The organism is Enterobacter sp. CCUG 70166, assembly GCF_020224095.1.
GTDB lineage: Bacteria > Pseudomonadota > Gammaproteobacteria > Enterobacterales > Enterobacteriaceae > Enterobacter > Enterobacter intestinihominis.
On sequence record NZ_NRIQ01000042.1, the window covers coordinates 79,669 to 95,578 of the forward strand.

Sequence of the window (15,910 nt, forward strand, 5' to 3'; positions counted from 1 at the left end):
CTGTGATCTGGGGAGACTAAGGCAGCCGAATGGCTGCCTTTTTTATTACTCGGTTTGTGGTGCCGGGTGGCGGCTGCGCCTAACCCGGCCTACGTGATGGGTAGGCCCGGTAAGCGCAGCGCCACCGGGCTTAATACTCAGAAATCGTAGCTCGCGCTCACCGAAACGTTCAGTGGCGCGCCATACACTACATACGATCCGACGTAGTCGTAATACTCTTTGTCGAACAGGTTGTTGACGTTAGCCTGAACAGCAAAGTCTTTGGTGACCTGATAGCGACTGAACAGGTTCACCAGCCCATAGTTGCCTTGCTCCGCGCGGGAACGTCCTGCCGGACCGCCTTCCACGTCCGTCCACACTTTGTTCTGCCAGTTTACGCCACCGCCCACGGTCAGTTCCGGCAGCATTGGCAGTTGATAACGGGTGAACAGCTTCATGGTTGTGCGCGGCTGATCGGAGCTGACGGCGTTGCCATTCTTATCTTCTGCAATGTAACGCGTCGCGCCAAAGGTCAGCTGCCAGTTATCGGTCAGTGCACCGTTGAGCTCAAACTCGACCCCTTTGCTGACCACCCCGTCCAGCGATTCATAAATCGACTCACCGCTCGGCATGTAGGTATACGTGTTGCTGGCCACGTTATCCTGCTCAATGCGGAAAATCGCCAACGAGGTGGTGAGGCGGGTATTAAACCAGTCTGCCTTCACCCCGGCTTCGTAGCTTTTACCCGTGGTAGGGTCGAGATAACGTCCACTGGCATTGCGCTTATCCTGCGGCTGGAAGATAGAGGTATAGCTGACGTAGGTCGACCAGTCCTCATTGATGTCATACACCAGGCCGGCATACGGCGTGACATCATCTTTGGTGCTTTCCAGACGTGTATTCGGCGAACCAGCGGGGTTATAGCGAATGTTGTATTGGGTGTAACGCGCCCCCAGGATCAGATGCAACGGATCGGCGAGTGAGAAACGCGCAGAGGAATAGGCTGAAGACTGGCGAATATCATCCTTGCTGTAGAGTTTCCACGGCGTCCACTGCGGATCGGCAATGTTCCCGTTCCAGTTCTTAAAGTTGCCGACATCAACCATGCCGTATACTGCATCCGGCATGGTGTTGTCGTAATGGTTACGCTGACGGCTAAAGCTGCCGCCGAACATCATCTCGTGCTGACGGCCAAAGAGATCGAAGCCGCCGCGCAGGAAGGCATCGACCGCATCCTGTTTACGTTCCCCGCGGTTCCAGCCGCCGTAACCCACCAGGCCAGCGCCGGTCTCTTTATCCGGATAACCGGACATATACATCAGCTTAGAGTCAAAGTTGGTTTCAGCATGCATGCCGTTGATGTGCGCTTCCCAGCCATTATCGAAACGCTGGGTCAGGTTAGCGAAGATGCGGGTGCTGTCTTTATCTGAATAGGCCCAGTCAGGCGCGACGGTCTGGCTGCGATTGTAGTTGGTCTTACTTCCGCCGCTGTACCAGGTCGGCAGCCCACCCCAGGTTGGGTCGGCGGTATGGCTTTCCTGATACTCATACCCTACCGAGAGGGTCGTGCTGTCGGTAACATCTGCATCCATCACGCCGTAGAGGAATTTCTTCCGGTAGTGGTAGTTATCCACGAAGCTGTCGTTGTCCTGATAACCCGTGATCAGACGACCCCGTACCTTACCTGATTCCACCAGCGGCGCCTGGAGATCCAGCACGTAACGCTGCTTGTCCCAGCTGCCGTAGCTGGCGGAGACGTTGCCTTTAAATTCCTGGCTGTCCGCATGCTTGCGCACCATATTAACGTACGCCGCCGGGTTGCCCGTCCCGGACATCAGGCCTGTGGCGCCGCGGACCACTTCAATGCGGTCATAAATTGCGGTATCGGCGGCGGTATCACCAAAGTTCCACACTTCACTGATGGACGTTGGAAGGTCGTCATAGGCGTAGTTGCTGACGAAAAATCCGCGTGAGTAAAATACGGTACGATCGCTGTCCTGCACCTGCGCCGTAATGCCCGTGGTGTTCGTCAGCACCTGGCCGATGGATTGCAGATTCTGGTCAGCCATACGTTGCTGGCTGATAACGCTGACGGACTGTGGGATGTCGCGGGGAACCAGCAACAGTTTGGTGCCGGTGGTGGTGGTTTTTACGCTGTAATCCTGATCCTGGCTGGCAGAAAGATCCTGTGTGTTATCAAAACCCCCATCAACGACGACGGTATCTTCGGCTGTTGAAGCAGCGAAAGCGGTGGTTGGCGTCAATGCCATAGCAATGCAGGCGGCCAGCAACGAAGGTGTTGCGGCAGGCTGACGTTGCCCATCCCTGGTGTGATTAATGAAAGACATCATCAAACCCTTAGTGAATGGTGAAGGTAGTGCGCGACAGTCCCGCTAGCACGGGCTGACGTCGTTTTCTATGTTAAAAATGCGCATGAAAATGCAAATGCGAAATATACGCATTGTGATTAACGCTGTAAACAGATGTTTCGGGATGAACTGAAATCAGGTTTCAGAAAAGAAATGTCCTAAAGCGATGCCTCTTCACCCAGATGGGCGATAATCAGGAAAGAAATAACGGGAGAAGGTTGAAAGGACAGGAGAAACTCGCTCATACTCTTGTGTTGTGTCACACAGTAAAACAGACAATGTGTGTTAACAACGGACGCACGACGCCAGATTAAACATAAAAGGAAAAGGTCATGGCTGAAGAAACGATTTTCAGTAAAATTATCCGCCGGGAAATTCCGTCGGATATTGTCTATCAGGATGAACTGGTCACGGCTTTCCGCGACATTTCTCCCCAGGCGCCGACGCACATCCTTATTATTCCCAATATTCTGATTCCGACCGTCAATGACGTTAAAACCGAGCATGAAGTTGCGCTGGGCCGTATGCTTACGGTGGCCGCGAAAATTGCTGAGCAGGAAGGGATTGCTGAAGATGGATACCGTTTGATCATGAACTGTAATCGCCATGGCGGCCAGGAAGTCTATCATATTCATATGCATCTTCTGGGTGGACGTCCACTGGGACCGATGCTGGCACATAAAGGTCTTTAATATGTTAACTGGGCGTATTGCAGCGCTGATCGTGACGCTGGTTATGGTTGGGTGCAGCGCGCGTCCCGCCATCCCGGTCAGTGAAGAACAGACGCTGGTGATGGAGTCCTCAGTGCTTGCTGCGGGCATCACGGCGGAAAATCCTTCGTTGACCATAAGCGAAATCCAGTCTTCTGCCTCCTCTACGCTCTATAACGAAAGGCAAGAGCCAGTGACGGTGCATTATCGCTTCTACTGGTATGACGTGAGAGGTCTTGAGATGCACCCGCTTGAGGCGCCGCGTAGCGTGACGGTCCCGGCAAGATCGTCGGTCACGCTCTACGGCAGCGCCAGCTATCTGGGTGCACATAAGGTGAGACTTTATCTTTATTTGTAAGGAGTGAACCTTGATTAAAACAATGAGCCGTTATGCGCTCCTGAGTGCGTTCGCACTCTTTCTGGCAGGCTGTGTGACGCGAACGGAAGAACCTGCACCGGTGGATCAGGCGAAGCCGGGAACGGAACAGCCAACAACACCGGCGCAACCTGTTCCAACCGTGCCGTCTGTACCGACTATTCCGGCGCAGCCTGGCCCGATCGAACATCCGGACGATACCGCGCAGCCTGCGCCGCGAGTGCGGCACTATGACTGGAACGGCGCGATGCAGCCGATGGTGGGCAAAATGTTGCAGGCACAGGGCGTTACGCCTGGCAGTGTGCTGCTGGTGGACAGCGTGAACAACCGTACAAACGGTTCCCTGAATGCGGGAGAAGCGACGGAAACCCTGCGCAACGCGCTGGCAAACAACGGTAAATTTACGCTGGTCTCAGCCCAGCAGCTCGCGGTCGCCAAGCAACAGCTTGGTCTGTCGCCTCAGGACAGCCTGGGTTCGCGCAGTAAAGCGATTGGTATCGCCCGCAACGTTGGTGCGCAGTATGTCCTTTATTCTAACGCGACAGGCAACGTGAACACGCCGTCGTTGCAGATGCAGTTAATGCTGGTTCAAACCGGCGAAATTATCTGGTCAGGTAAAGGTGCCGTTACGCAACAATAAGCGCACGCGTCAGGATGTCCAGACGCGTTATTTCCCCCAGTACCGTGTTATCGCGCCGCAAGCCCCCGTCGGGCTTGGCGGCGCGAGTTGCATTATTGAGCGTGGCGACCATCGGCTGGTATTACGCCAGCATCACGATGCCGCCGCGCCTGCCGCCCATTTTCGTCGCCAGTTCCGCGCCCTGAAGCGCCTTCCCGCCGACCTTGCCCCGAAACCTCATCTCTTTATCAGGGACTGGATGGCGGTGGCGTTTATTGCGGGTGAGATCAAAAGCGAGCTTCCCGATACGCCCACGCTGGCAGCCATGCTGTATCATCTGCATCGACAGCCGCGTCTGGGCTGGCGGGTGACGTTACTTCCATTACTGGATAGCTATTGGCAGCAGGCTGCGCCTGGACGACGCACGCCCTTCTGGCTGGCGCAGCTTAAGCGGCTGCGTAAAGCGGGAGAGCCGAAGGCGTTACGTCTGGCGCCGCTGCATATGGATGTCCATGCGGGGAATATCGTTCATACCACGGCGGGCGAGAAACTTATCGACTGGGAATATGCAGGGGACGGTGACGTGGCGCTTGAACTCGCTGCGGTCTGGATGCCTGATGAGGCTTCGCGCGTGCAGCTGATAACCGCCTATGCCCGAAACGCCAACATAAATGTACTCACCCTTGCGCGGCAGGTCGCGCGCTGGCGTCCGTGGGTGCTGATGCTGATGGCGGGATGGTTTGAAATGCGCCTTCAGCAGACAGATGACGAACAATTTATTGCGCTGGCAAATGATGCCTGGCGTCAGTTACAAACGAAAGGATAAGAGAGGTTGGTGTGGGTCCAGTAATGTTGGATGTTGAAGGGTTTGAGCTTGATGCGGAAGAGCGCGAAATTCTGGCGCACCCGCTGGTAGGGGGGCTGATTCTTTTCACCCGCAATTATCACGATCCGGCGCAGTTGCGCGAGCTGGTTCGCCAGATCCGCGCGGCGTCACGCAATCGCCTGGTGGTGGCCGTCGACCAGGAAGGTGGACGCGTGCAGCGTTTCCGCGAAGGGTTTACGCGTTTACCCGCCGCACAATCTTTTGCTGCGCTGCTGGGTGCTGAAGAGGGCGGTCAACTGGCGCAGGACGCAGGCTGGCTGATGGCGAGCGAGATGATCGCCATGGATATCGATATCAGCTTCGCCCCGGTGCTGGACGTAGGACACATTAGTGCGGCAATAGGTGAGCGTTCGTATCATGACGATCCACGTATCGCGCTGGCAATGGCGACGCGCTTCATTGACGGTATGCACGATGCGGGCATGAAAACCACCGGCAAGCATTTCCCGGGCCACGGGGCGGTGACGGCGGATTCCCATAAAGAAACCCCGCGCGATCCGCGCCCGGAAGCAGACATTCGCGCTAAAGATATGTCTGTTTTCCGCTCGCTGATTACCGATAACAAGCTGGACGCTATTATGCCTGCGCACGTCATCTACAGTGACGTTGATCCGCGTCCGGCCAGCGGCTCTCCGCACTGGCTTAAAACCGTGCTGCGTCAGGAGTTGGGCTTCAATGGCGTTATTTTCTCTGACGATTTATCCATGGAAGGGGCGGCGATCATGGGAAGCTATGCCGAACGTGGGCAGGCTTCGCTGGATGCAGGTTGCGATATGATCCTCGTCTGCAATAATCGTAAAGGGGCGGTGAGCGTGCTGGATAACCTGTCGCCGATCAATGCTGAACGTGTTACACAATTGTATCATAAAGGTTCATTTAGTCGTCAGGAGCTGATGGACTCGGCGCGCTGGAAAACGGTAAACGCCCGGCTTGAAGCCCTGAACGAGCGCTGGCAGGCACATAAAGCAGCCCTTTAATTCATCCCGGAAGGCGTAGCGTGGTGAGACGATGATCATTTATTTACACGGTTTTGACTCAAACAGTCCTGGTAATCATGAGAAAGTGCTGCAACTGCAGTTTATCGATCCGGATGTCCGGCTGATCAGTTACAGCACGCGTCATCCGAAACATGACATGCAGCATCTGCTTAAAGAAGTGGACAAAATGTTGCAGCTCAATATCGACGATCGTCCGCTGATCTGCGGCGTGGGGTTGGGGGGATACTGGGCAGAGCGCATCGGTTTTTTGTGCGATATCCGTCAGGTCATTTTTAATCCTAACCTGTTTCCAAACGAAAACATGGAAGGCAAGATTGACCGTCCGGAAGAGTACGCCGATATCGCAACAAAATGCGTGAGCAATTTCCGCGAAAAGAACCGCGACCGGTGTCTGGCGATCCTCTCCCGCAACGATGAAGCGCTGGACAGCTCCCGCGCTGCCGAACTTCTGCATCATTACTACGAAATTGTCTGGGACGAAGAGCAGACCCACAAGTTCAAAAATATTTCCCCGCACTTGCAGCGTATTAAGGCCTTTAAAACGCTGGGCTGAACTCCCTGAACATGACAAAGGCCCGGTACGTGAAAGCGTGCCGGGCCTCTTTTTTGTCAGAGTTGTCTACTTTTAAACCATCAAAACTTGATACATATCAATTTTGGTATGACCAATGCGCCTGACGTGCTATTCTCAATGAATCTGAATGGTTTCAGCGCAGTAACCTGTTGTTAATTAAGGGTTATTTATATAACTTTTAATTAACAATTGGTTAATAATTTGAGGGGGTCACGTTGACTACGCCATTGAAAAAGATAGTGATTGTCGGCGGTGGTGCTGGCGGACTGGAGCTGGCGACGCAGCTGGGTAAGAAACTGGGTCGCGGTAAGAAAGCCAAAATCACGCTGGTGGATCGTAACCACAGCCATCTGTGGAAGCCGTTACTGCACGAAGTGGCGACCGGGTCGCTGGATGAGGGCGTGGATGCGCTCAGCTATCTGGCACATGCGCGTAACCACCACTTCCAGTTCCAGCTGGGTTCGGTGGTGGACATCAACCGTGAAAATAAAACCATCACGCTGGCTGAGCTGCGTGATGATAAAGGCGAGCTGCTGGTTCCTGAGCGCAAGCTGGCCTATGACACGCTGGTGATGGCCCTGGGCAGTACGTCCAATGATTTCAACACCCCAGGCGTAAAAGAGCACTGTATCTTCCTGGATAACCCGCATCAGGCGCGTCGTTTCCATCAGGAGATGCTTAACCTGTTCCTGAAGTACACCAACAACATGGGTGCTAACGGCAAGGTTAACATTGCTATCGTGGGCGGCGGCGCAACGGGCGTTGAATTATCGGCGGAGTTGCACAATGCGGTCAAACAGCTGCACAGCTACGGCTACAAAGGACTGACTAATGAAGCGCTGAATGTGACGCTGGTGGAAGCAGGTGAACGTATTCTGCCTGCGCTGCCGCCGCGTATTTCTGGCGCGGCGCACAACGAGCTGACCAAACTGGGCGTGCGCGTGCTGACCCAGACCATGGTGACCAGCGCGGATGAGGGCGGACTGCATACCAAAGACGGCGAATACATCCAGGCCGACCTGATGGTCTGGGCTGCGGGGATCAAAGCGCCTGATTTCATGAAAGATATCGGTGGGCTGGAGACAAACCGTATTAACCAGCTGGTGACAGAGCCGACGCTGCAAACCACGCGGGATCCGGACATCTTCGCTATCGGCGACTGTGCCTCCTGCGCGCGTCCGGAAGGCGGGTTTGTGCCTCCTCGCGCCCAGGCCGCGCACCAGATGGCAAGCCTCGTGCTGCATAACATCCTGGCGCAGATGAAAGGCAAACCGATGAAAGCCTATGTCTACAAAGACCACGGCTCTCTGGTGTCGCTCTCAAACTTTTCCACCGTGGGTAGCCTGATGGGCAACCTGATGCGCGGCTCCATGATGGTGGAAGGGCGCATCGCCCGCTTCGTGTACATTTCTCTGTACCGTATGCACCAGATTGCGCTGCACGGCTACTTCAAAACCGGCCTGATGATGCTGGTCGGCCGCATCAACCGCGTTATCCGCCCACGCCTGAAGCTGCACTAATTTCTCCCTCCCTCCGGGCTCTCCGGAGGGAATTCTTAGCACATCATGCTGTGCATTTCGCTCCTGACGCTTAAGAGTTCTCTTAAACAGACGCTATCCCAGCTCATCCCGCGGTTTTTTGATCCTTTATCTTATTGGCGAAGCGTTTATTGCGCTGCAAAATTGCTACCAATTGCAACAAAGGAGGAAGTCCCGTGAATAAATCAATGTTGGCGGGTATAGGGATTGGCGTCGCAGCTGCGTTAGGTGTGGCTGCCGTTGCCAGTCTGAACGTACTTGATCGTGGCCCGCAGTATGCGCAGGTGGTTTCCGCTACACCGATCAAAGAGACGGTCAAGACGCCTCGTCAGGAGTGCCGTAATGTTTCTGTCACCCATCGTCGTCCGGTTCAGGATGAAAACCGTATCGCTGGCTCCGTGCTGGGCGCGGTTGCTGGTGGGGTGATTGGTCATCAGTTTGGTGGTGGCCGTGGTAAGGATGTCGCGACGGTGGTTGGTGCGCTGGGCGGCGGTTATGCCGGTAACCAGGTGCAGGGTGCGATGCAGGAAAATGATACCTACACCACAACGCAGCAGCGCTGTAAAACCGTGTATGACAAGTCTGAAAAAATGTTGGGCTACGACGTAACCTACAAAATTGGCGATCAGCAGGGCAAAATCCGCATGGATAAAGATCCTGGTACGCAGATCCCTCTCGACAGCAATGGTCAGCTGATACTGAATAACAAAGTGTAAAAAAGATGTTCTCTGAACTTAGCTCCTCATGCGCTCAGGCTGAGGAGCTTTTTTTTTGCGTCAGAGTTTAAGAAGTTCAGGCCACAGGCGCAGCGTTATTTGCGTAATCCCCTGCAGTTTTTCCAGCGTCGCGCCTTCACGGGCGCTGATGGACATCCCCTGTAGAATACAGCTCAGATACTGGGCCAGCTCCTGCGGACGGCAATGCGCCGGAATTTCACCGCGCTGCTGGCGTTGAGCCAGAAACGTGCTGAGCGTCTCCTCCTGCATCGCATGGCGCGATTTGACCGTGTTGGCAATCTCTTTCGACGATGCCGCGAGGGTCGCGGAGGTGTTGATCATAAAACAGCCCGCGGGCGTGTCTTTACTGGTAAAGCAGGTTGCGACTGCGCAGAAATAATCCTGCAATGCCTGCTCAACCGTTTTTTCTTCACAGAATAGCTGGGCTTCGTGTTTTGCCGCGAAGCGCGAGATGTATCTGTCCAGAACGGCCCGGAATAAGCCTTCTTTGTTGGTGAACTCTGCGTACAGGGTAGGGGCTTTCGCGCCCGTTGCTTCCACCAGGTCGGAGAGCGACGTGGCTTCATACCCATGCTGCCAGAAGAGCGTCATGGCCTTATCGAGCGCCGCATCCCTGTCGAACACTTTTGGTCGGCCACGGCTTTTCTTTGCGCAACGCGTGACATCGGTTGTCATGTGCCGTTGGTCCTCTGTTGTTTTGTTGAATAGTCATTATAAAAATAAACGTCTGCGACGACCAGCGGTGATTTCTTAAAAATAATTTAATTTTATCTTTATGAAATATAAGGAAAATGAAATTAATTTAACGACCATTATAAAAATGGGTTGACGTGTGACCTGGATCACATCTATCATTTACCTATCGAACGTTAACTAAATAACTAACGACCACTACATCATCTGCCCAAAGGTATAAAATCATGAAAAACGTTAAAACCCTCATCGCTGCCGCCGTTCTGAGTTCACTCTCTTTCGCAAGCTTCGCTGCTGTTGAAGTGCAATCCACTCCAGCAGACCAGCAGAAAGTCGGTACCATCTCTGCCACTGCCGGGACTAACCTCGGCTCTCTGGAAGATCAGCTGGCACAAAAAGCTGACGAAATGGGTGCGAAATCATTCCGCATCACCTCTGTGACCGGTCCTAACACCCTGCACGGTACCGCAGTTATCTACAAATAAGCGTAACGCAACCCTCCGTTATGCCACTGCAAAAAAACGCCCTGCTAATGCAGGGCGTTTGTCGTTATTACCGTTTACATTGACTGCTGAGCAACCTCATGATGCCGCGTGACATCGGTTGGCATCCCCGAGCGCGCTTCCATCGCCCGCTCCATCACTGCGCCATCGGTGTTTGCATTCGTTTTAAAGCTCACCATCGAGGCATTCAGATTAATCGGCAGCGTCTGCGGATCGTCATTAATGTTTTTCGATAGCGGCTGGTGGATCTCAACCAGACGGACGCCACCCGGCTCTTCAGACACTTTAATCGGCGTATTGATGATATTCACTTTCGTGCCAGGGGCGATCACGCGGTAGAGCGTTTTGATGTCGTCATCGCGCAGGCGAATGCAGCCGGAGCTGACGCGCATCCCGATCCCAAAATCCGCATTCGTTCCGTGCAGAAGATAAACCCCACCATATGCCGCCAGGCGAATTGCATGGTGCCCCATCGGGTTATCCGGGCCAGCAGGCACCACGGCAGGCAGGTCGATACCTTGAGCTTTATAACGGGCGCGAATGTTTGCCGTCGGGGTCCAGGTTGGATTAGCGCGCTTATCAGAGACGGTGGTGACCATGGTAGGGGTCAGCGTATCGCCCCCCAGTTGACCAATACCGATAGGGTAAACGGTCACTTCGTTCTTGCCCGGCGGGTAGTAATACAGACGCAGTTCGGCGAGGTTAATTACAATGCCCTGACGCGGCGCGTCCGGCAGGATGGTTTGCAGCGGAATCGTCAGTACGCTGCCCGCCCGGGGCACATAGGGATCTACGCCCGGGTTGGCCTGCAACAGCGCCAGGAACCCGACGTTATATTTTTTAGCAATCGCTTCCAGCGAACCGCCATCGTTTTCAACCACGTGAAAGCGGTTTTCACCTACCACGTTGCTGCCGGCGGGCGGAAGAGGCCAGGTATTGGCGCGAGCAGGGAGCGCGACGGCAACCGTCGCGGCCAGCGCAACCACAGTTAACCAGCGGGTAAAACGCGAAGAAATCATCATTATCATAATCCATACAAATGATAAGGTTATTGTTTTATAAGGCGTTAATGATAATTATGGCGAATGTATGGTCGGGAAGATCGGGCGAAGTGCAAAGAGTTTGTAAATTGTCCCCCACCAGCCGGGCGCTGGCGGGGGAAACCGTTATGCGATGGCGTTCTCTTCCAACTGACGCATAAAGTTACGCACCCAGTCCATGCGGATTTTACGTTCCGTCAGATCCTGAGTAAATTTCAGACGCGTCGGGCCATCAAGACGGAAATGCTGCGGCTGTTTTTGCAGAAGGCCAATCAGCCACATCGGATCGACGTGGTTCTTCTCGGCAAACTCAATTACGCCGCCTTTCTCGTTGCCTTCAAGCTTACGAATGCCCAGCTTCTGCGCCTGCTGACGCAGGCGGGCAATATCCAGCAGGTTGCGCGCCGCATCGGGCAATATCCCAAAACGGTCAATCAGTTCGACTTTAATCTCTTCCAGCTCGCCTTCGCTTTTCGCGCTGGCAATACGTTTGTAGAACGACAGACGGGTATTCACGTCAGGAATAAAATCATCCGGCAACAGGGAAGGCATGCGCAGTTCCACTTCGGTCTGCTGGCTGGTGAGATCTTCCAGAGACGGTTCACGTCCGGCTTTAAGCGCGTCGACGGCATTTTCCAGCAGCTCCATATACAGAGAAAAACCGATGGTTTCCATGGAGCCGCTCTGGTCTTCACCCAACAACTCACCGGCGCCGCGGATCTCCAGGTCGTGCGTCGCCAGCGCAAAGCCAGCACCCAGATCTTCCAGCGAGGCGATAGCTTCCAGACGCTTTTGCGCGTCGGTGGTCATCGCCTTCGGATGCGGCGTCAGCAGCCACGCGTAGGCCTGATGGTGCGAACGCCCGACGCGCCCGCGCAGCTGATGCAGTTGGGCCAGGCCGAAGTGATCCGCGCGTTCGATGATGATGGTGTTCGCCGTCGGAATGTCGATCCCGGTCTCAATGATGGTGGTACATACCAGCACGTTGAAACGCTGATGGTGGAAGTCGTTCATCACCCGCTCCAGCTCGCGCTCGCGCATCTGGCCGTGACCAATGGCGATGCGCGCTTCCGGCACCAGCTCTGCCAGCCTGTCGGCGGCTTTCTGAATGTTTTCAACGTCGTTATACAGGTAATATACCTGGCCGCCGCGCAGCACTTCACGCAGGATCGCCTCGCGAACCACCAGATTGTCGTACTCGCGAACAAAGGTTTTCACCGCCAGACGGCGCGCCGGCGGGGTGGCAATAATCGACAGATCGCGCATGCCGCTCATCGCCATATTCAGGGTGCGCGGGATCGGCGTGGCGGTCAGGGTCAGAATGTCGACGTCGGCGCGCATCGCTTTGATGCGCTCTTTGTGGCGCACCCCAAAGCGGTGCTCTTCATCGACGATCAGCAGCCCCAGATCTTTCCACTTTACGTCGCTTTGCAGCAGCTTGTGGGTGCCGATCAGAATGTCAATTTTGCCTTCGCTTGCCTGTTCCAAGATTTGCGTCTGCTCTTTGGCGCTGCGGAAACGCGACAGCATCTCAATGCGTACCGGCCAGTTGGCGAAGCGGTCGCGGAAGTTGTCGAAGTGCTGCTGGGCGAGGAGGGTAGTCGGCACCAGCACCGCCACCTGCTTGTTGTTTTCCACCGCCAGGAAAGCGGCACGCATTGCTACCTCGGTTTTACCGAAGCCCACGTCGCCGCAGACTAAGCGATCCATCGCCAGCGGCTGGCACATGTCGCTCAGCACGGCATTTATGGCCTGAGCCTGATCCGGCGTAGTTTCAAACGGGAAGCTGTCGCAGAACAGCTGGTACTGCTCTTTATCATGCTTAAACGCATAACCCTCTTTGGCCGCACGCTGGGCGTAAATGTCCAGCAGCTCGGCGGCCACGTCGCGCACTTTTTCCGCCGCCTTCTGCCGCGCGCGTGACCAGGCCTCGCCGCCCAGCTTATGCAGCGGCGCGTTATCTTCCGCGCCACCGGCGTAGCGGCTGATAAGGTGCAGGGACGACACCGGCACGTACAGTTTGGCGTCGTTCGCGTAGGTCAGCATCAGGTATTCACCTTTGATGCCGCCTGCTTCGAGGGTGGTCATTCCCTGATAGCGACCCACACCGTGTTCCAGGTGAACGATCGGCTGACCGGGGTGCAGTTCGGCCAGGTTGCGGATCAGGGTGTCCGGGTTGATGGTGCGACGGCTGTCCTGACGACGGCGCGCCACGCGCTCGCCCAGCAGGTCGCTTTCACAAATCAAGGCCAGGTTATTGAGCGTATCAATAAATCCGTGCTCGGCGGAGCCGATCATCAGGTAACGACCATTTCCGGTCGCTTCGCTCAGGCGATGAATGCGCTTCGGTGCAACTTTGATCCGTCCTAGTAGTTCGCCCAGCGCTTCACGACGACCCTCACTCTCAACGGAGAACACCACTGGCCCGGTGAAGGAATCAAGAAACTTGCGCAGGTTATCGAGCGGGGATTTCTGCTGCGCCTGGACGGCCAGATCGGGCAGCGTCCGGAACGCGAGATTGGTGTTCGCCGCCTTATCGGCAAGCGAATCGGTTTTGAGCTGCATACGCGGCCAGCGTTTTAGCTCGGCGTTGAGCTCGTCGGTACGCAGCCACAGCATTTCCGGCGGCAGCAGCGGACGCATCGGGTCAACGCCCCGGTTTTCAAAGCGGGCGCGCGTTTCGCTTTCAAAGCGGCTGGCGCTGGCGTCGATATCCCCGGTGTTAACAATCAGCGTATTGGCCGGGAAGTAGCTGAACAGCGCCGGCAGCGGTTCGTTAAAGAACAGGGGCTGCCAGTACTCGATCCCGGCCGGAAGGGTGCCTTTGCTGACCTGCTGGTAGATATGTTCGGCATCACGTTTCACGTCGAACCTGTCGCGCCACTGGCTGCGGAACAGTTCGATGGCGGTTTTATCCGTCGGGAACTCATGGGCGGGCAGCAGATTAATGGAGTCCACTTCCTCCAGCGTGCGCTGGGTGTCGGCGTCGAACACGCGCAGGCTGTCGATCTCATCATCGAAGAAATCCAGACGATACGGCTGGTCGCTGCCCATTGGATAGAGATCCAGCAGCGCACCGCGCGTCGCGTATTCGCCGTGCTCCATCACCTGATCGACATGACGGTAACCGGCTCCGTCAAGCTGCACGCGCAGGGCATCGCGCGACAGGCGCTGGCCTTTTTTCATCACCAGCGCATGGCCGTGCAAATAGCTGTGCGGACAGACGCGCTGCATCAGGGTATTCACCGGCACAATCAGCACGCCGCGCTGCATGGTGGGGAGCTGATACAGCGTCGACAGGCGTGAGGAGATGATCTCCTGGTGCGGAGAGAAACTGTCGTAGGGAAGCGTTTCCCAGTCGGCCAGGCTGAATACCAGACTGTCGGTGAACTGACGAATTTCGTCGTGCAGGCGCAGGGCGTTTTGCATGTCCGGGGCAACCAGCACCACCGGCCCCGGATGGCGCTCGGCAATTTCCGCCACCAGCGTAGCGCAGGCCGCGCCTGTCAGTTCGCCCAGCTGGCGTTGGTCACCTGCTTTTACAGGCAAGGAAAAACGATAGTGTTCAGGCATGGCTATGTCAGGGTCTCTTGGGGATATACCAACAGTATTGGGGCATATCACTGATACGCAATGTCTTTATTATCCTCGATCGTTATGCATAAGCAAATCGTAACCGCACAAGAGGAAAAGTGCCCCCGGATGGGGGCAGGGTAGGTTAGCGGCTGGCGAGCTGTGGCGTAAGCCGTGCGGGAGGGGAGAAGAAAAGGTCGCCAAAGAGGGCGGTCGAGAGCTTACGTGCGCCCAGTCCAACCAGCGTGCAGACGAGCAGGCTGACGAACGGATAGACCAGAATCAGCGTTAACTCCGCCCAGATCGGCCAGTACGCCGCATTCATTTCGCGAATCAGGAGCAGGCTAAACGCCTCAATTAAAATGCGGTGAGTGGTATAAATCGCGATGGTGTTTGAACCGATGACGTTCAGCAGATTATTGGGATGAACGGCATAACGCTGCTCGAAGCTGTAAAAGAGCTTCATGATGACCACGATCGACAGCAGTGAGAGCGGCAGAGGAACATTAGCGAACCACAGCACTACCGACACCGCGCCAGAGGCGATAAGTACCAGCCAGCTGCGGCGCAAATTCATCCCTTTCATCCACGTCATCAACTGCGCGCCGTACCATGCGCCGAGGCTGTAGTAGATCATGTTGCGCACCACGCTGTTCATTCCCCACCATGGTAAAGGCAGGAAGTTAATGGCGATGCTTGCCAGCGCCAGAAGCCCCAGCATCGGCAGTTTCCAGCGGCTCAGCAGTTTACAGAGCGTGAAGTAGACCACTAAAGCGTACAAGTACCACAGGCTGGTGCTGGCCGTGAGCATTCCCAGTACAAACCCTGAAACGGAATCGGCGTAGGCCGCATTGGATGCTGTCGCCAGTTCACGCTCGGGGGCGAGCCAGGCATTCAGATGGGTCAGCGCCTGCCATTGCAGGACGCCCCACAGGGCCAGCACCCAGACAATGCTCCAGATCCGCTTGTCGAGACTGGTGCGCCAGTTCACCTCGTCAATATATCGACGAATCAAATAGCCGGAGATGAAGAAAAACACCGGCATACGGAACGGTGCGAGGTAAAGATTAAAGTAGACCCAGCATTTGGCGAGCAGGCCCGATAACGGATGCTGTAGCCCGTCCAGGTGAGGATAAAAGGTGATCACCGAGTGGTAAATCACCACCAGGCAGATGCACAGCCCTTTTATCTGGTTAATCCATAATGCTTTTTGTTTCATTGTGCGTGACGACCTTGTTGCCATAAACGAAAGGTCGATTGTTGTAAAATGAAACCCCGATGTAACGGGTAACAGTCTGTATCAGGACGATTTTCG

Annotated in this window: 14 protein-coding genes; 9 read left to right on the forward strand and 5 right to left on the reverse strand. The window is 55.3% G+C overall.

The window, feature by feature from the left end; all coding sequences use genetic code 11:
* Positions 1-137: 137 nt before the first annotated feature.
* Positions 138-2,327 carry a ferric-rhodotorulic acid/ferric-coprogen receptor FhuE gene (fhuE, locus tag CKK19_RS18755; protein ID WP_063853819.1) on the reverse strand — a complete coding sequence of 730 codons (2,190 nt, stop codon included), beginning with the start codon at positions 2,325-2,327 and terminating at the stop codon, positions 138-140.
* Between the two features lie 353 nt (positions 2,328-2,680).
* Here fhuE and hinT point away from each other — a divergent pair, with 353 nt between their 5' ends.
* The 8 genes from hinT to CKK19_RS18795 all read left to right on the forward strand — a co-directional run bounded on the left by hinT (position 2,681) and on the right by CKK19_RS18795 (position 8,765).
* Positions 2,681-3,040, forward strand: a complete 360-nt coding sequence (hinT, locus tag CKK19_RS18760) for a purine nucleoside phosphoramidase (RefSeq protein ID WP_006809243.1) — start codon at positions 2,681-2,683, stop codon at positions 3,038-3,040.
* Between the two features lies 1 nt (position 3,041).
* Positions 3,042-3,416, forward strand: coding sequence for a YcfL family protein (locus CKK19_RS18765; protein WP_022647747.1), 375 nt, complete (start codon positions 3,042-3,044; stop codon positions 3,414-3,416).
* A gap of 13 nt (positions 3,417-3,429) precedes the next feature.
* Positions 3,430-4,074: a penicillin-binding protein activator LpoB gene (gene lpoB / locus CKK19_RS18770; protein ID WP_085929697.1), complete on the forward strand. Its 645-nt coding sequence runs from the start codon at positions 3,430-3,432 to the stop codon at positions 4,072-4,074.
* Entirely contained in the window at positions 4,055-4,879 is an 825-nt protein-coding gene (thiK, locus tag CKK19_RS18775; protein WP_063147626.1) for a thiamine kinase, read from the forward strand. Before lpoB ends, thiK begins: the two co-directional genes overlap by 20 nt.
* Before the next feature lie 11 nt (positions 4,880-4,890).
* Entirely contained in the window at positions 4,891-5,916 is a 1,026-nt protein-coding gene (gene nagZ / locus CKK19_RS18780; RefSeq protein ID WP_022647749.1) for a beta-N-acetylhexosaminidase, read from the forward strand.
* 31 nt (positions 5,917-5,947) lie between these two features.
* Positions 5,948-6,490 (forward strand): alpha/beta hydrolase YcfP, encoded by a 543-nt coding sequence (ycfP, locus tag CKK19_RS18785; protein ID WP_022647750.1) that lies wholly within the window; start codon positions 5,948-5,950, stop codon positions 6,488-6,490.
* 236 nt (positions 6,491-6,726) lie between these two features.
* Complete coding sequence (locus CKK19_RS18790) at positions 6,727-8,031, forward strand: NAD(P)/FAD-dependent oxidoreductase (protein ID WP_017693633.1); 1,305 nt, start codon at positions 6,727-6,729, stop codon at positions 8,029-8,031.
* 194 nt (positions 8,032-8,225) lie between these two features.
* Positions 8,226-8,765 (forward strand): glycine zipper 2TM domain-containing protein, encoded by a 540-nt coding sequence (locus CKK19_RS18795; RefSeq protein ID WP_017384715.1) that lies wholly within the window; start codon positions 8,226-8,228, stop codon positions 8,763-8,765.
* A gap of 60 nt (positions 8,766-8,825) precedes the next feature.
* Here CKK19_RS18795 and CKK19_RS18800 read toward each other — a convergent pair whose 3' ends face one another.
* Positions 8,826-9,461, reverse strand: coding sequence for a TetR/AcrR family transcriptional regulator (locus tag CKK19_RS18800; protein WP_023305873.1), 636 nt, complete (start codon positions 9,459-9,461; stop codon positions 8,826-8,828).
* A 245-nt stretch (positions 9,462-9,706) separates the two neighbouring features.
* Here CKK19_RS18800 and bhsA point away from each other — a divergent pair, with 245 nt between their 5' ends.
* Entirely contained in the window at positions 9,707-9,964 is a 258-nt protein-coding gene (bhsA, locus tag CKK19_RS18805; RefSeq protein WP_006809234.1) for a multiple stress resistance protein BhsA, read from the forward strand.
* 74 nt (positions 9,965-10,038) lie between these two features.
* Here the strand turns inward: bhsA and ldtC are convergent, their stop codons facing one another.
* The 3 genes from ldtC to CKK19_RS18820 form a co-directional block, all read right to left on the reverse strand.
* The gene (gene ldtC / locus CKK19_RS18810; protein ID WP_023299804.1) at positions 10,039-11,004 is read right to left on the reverse strand and encodes a L,D-transpeptidase LdtC; all 966 of its coding nucleotides are present in this window, start codon (positions 11,002-11,004) and stop codon (positions 10,039-10,041) included.
* Positions 11,005-11,148: 144 nt separating this feature from the next.
* Complete coding sequence (gene mfd / locus CKK19_RS18815; protein ID WP_063853820.1) at positions 11,149-14,595, reverse strand: transcription-repair coupling factor; 3,447 nt, start codon at positions 14,593-14,595, stop codon at positions 11,149-11,151.
* A 145-nt stretch (positions 14,596-14,740) separates the two neighbouring features.
* Entirely contained in the window at positions 14,741-15,814 is a 1,074-nt protein-coding gene (locus tag CKK19_RS18820) for an acyltransferase family protein (protein WP_022647756.1), read from the reverse strand.
* Positions 15,815-15,910 lie beyond the last annotated feature (96 nt).

Bases quoted from the DNA above. Each gene is read 5' to 3' on its own strand.
- mfd (WP_063853820.1), bottom strand. From the start codon at position 14,595: ATGCCTGAACACTATCGTTTTTCCTTGCCTGTAAAAGCAGGTGACCAA.
- bhsA (WP_006809234.1), top strand. From the start codon at position 9,707: ATGAAAAACGTTAAAACCCTCATCGCTGCCGCCGTTCTGAGTTCACTC.
- hinT (WP_006809243.1), top strand. From the start codon at position 2,681: ATGGCTGAAGAAACGATTTTCAGTAAAATTATCCGCCGGGAAATTCCG.
- ldtC (WP_023299804.1), bottom strand. From the start codon at position 11,004: ATGATGATTTCTTCGCGTTTTACCCGCTGGTTAACTGTGGTTGCGCTG.
- fhuE (WP_063853819.1), bottom strand. From the start codon at position 2,327: ATGTCTTTCATTAATCACACCAGGGATGGGCAACGTCAGCCTGCCGCA.
- CKK19_RS18820 (WP_022647756.1), bottom strand. From the start codon at position 15,814: ATGAAACAAAAAGCATTATGGATTAACCAGATAAAAGGGCTGTGCATC.
- CKK19_RS18800 (WP_023305873.1), bottom strand. From the start codon at position 9,461: ATGACAACCGATGTCACGCGTTGCGCAAAGAAAAGCCGTGGCCGACCA.
- CKK19_RS18765 (WP_022647747.1), top strand. From the start codon at position 3,042: ATGTTAACTGGGCGTATTGCAGCGCTGATCGTGACGCTGGTTATGGTT.
- ycfP (WP_022647750.1), top strand. From the start codon at position 5,948: ATGATCATTTATTTACACGGTTTTGACTCAAACAGTCCTGGTAATCAT.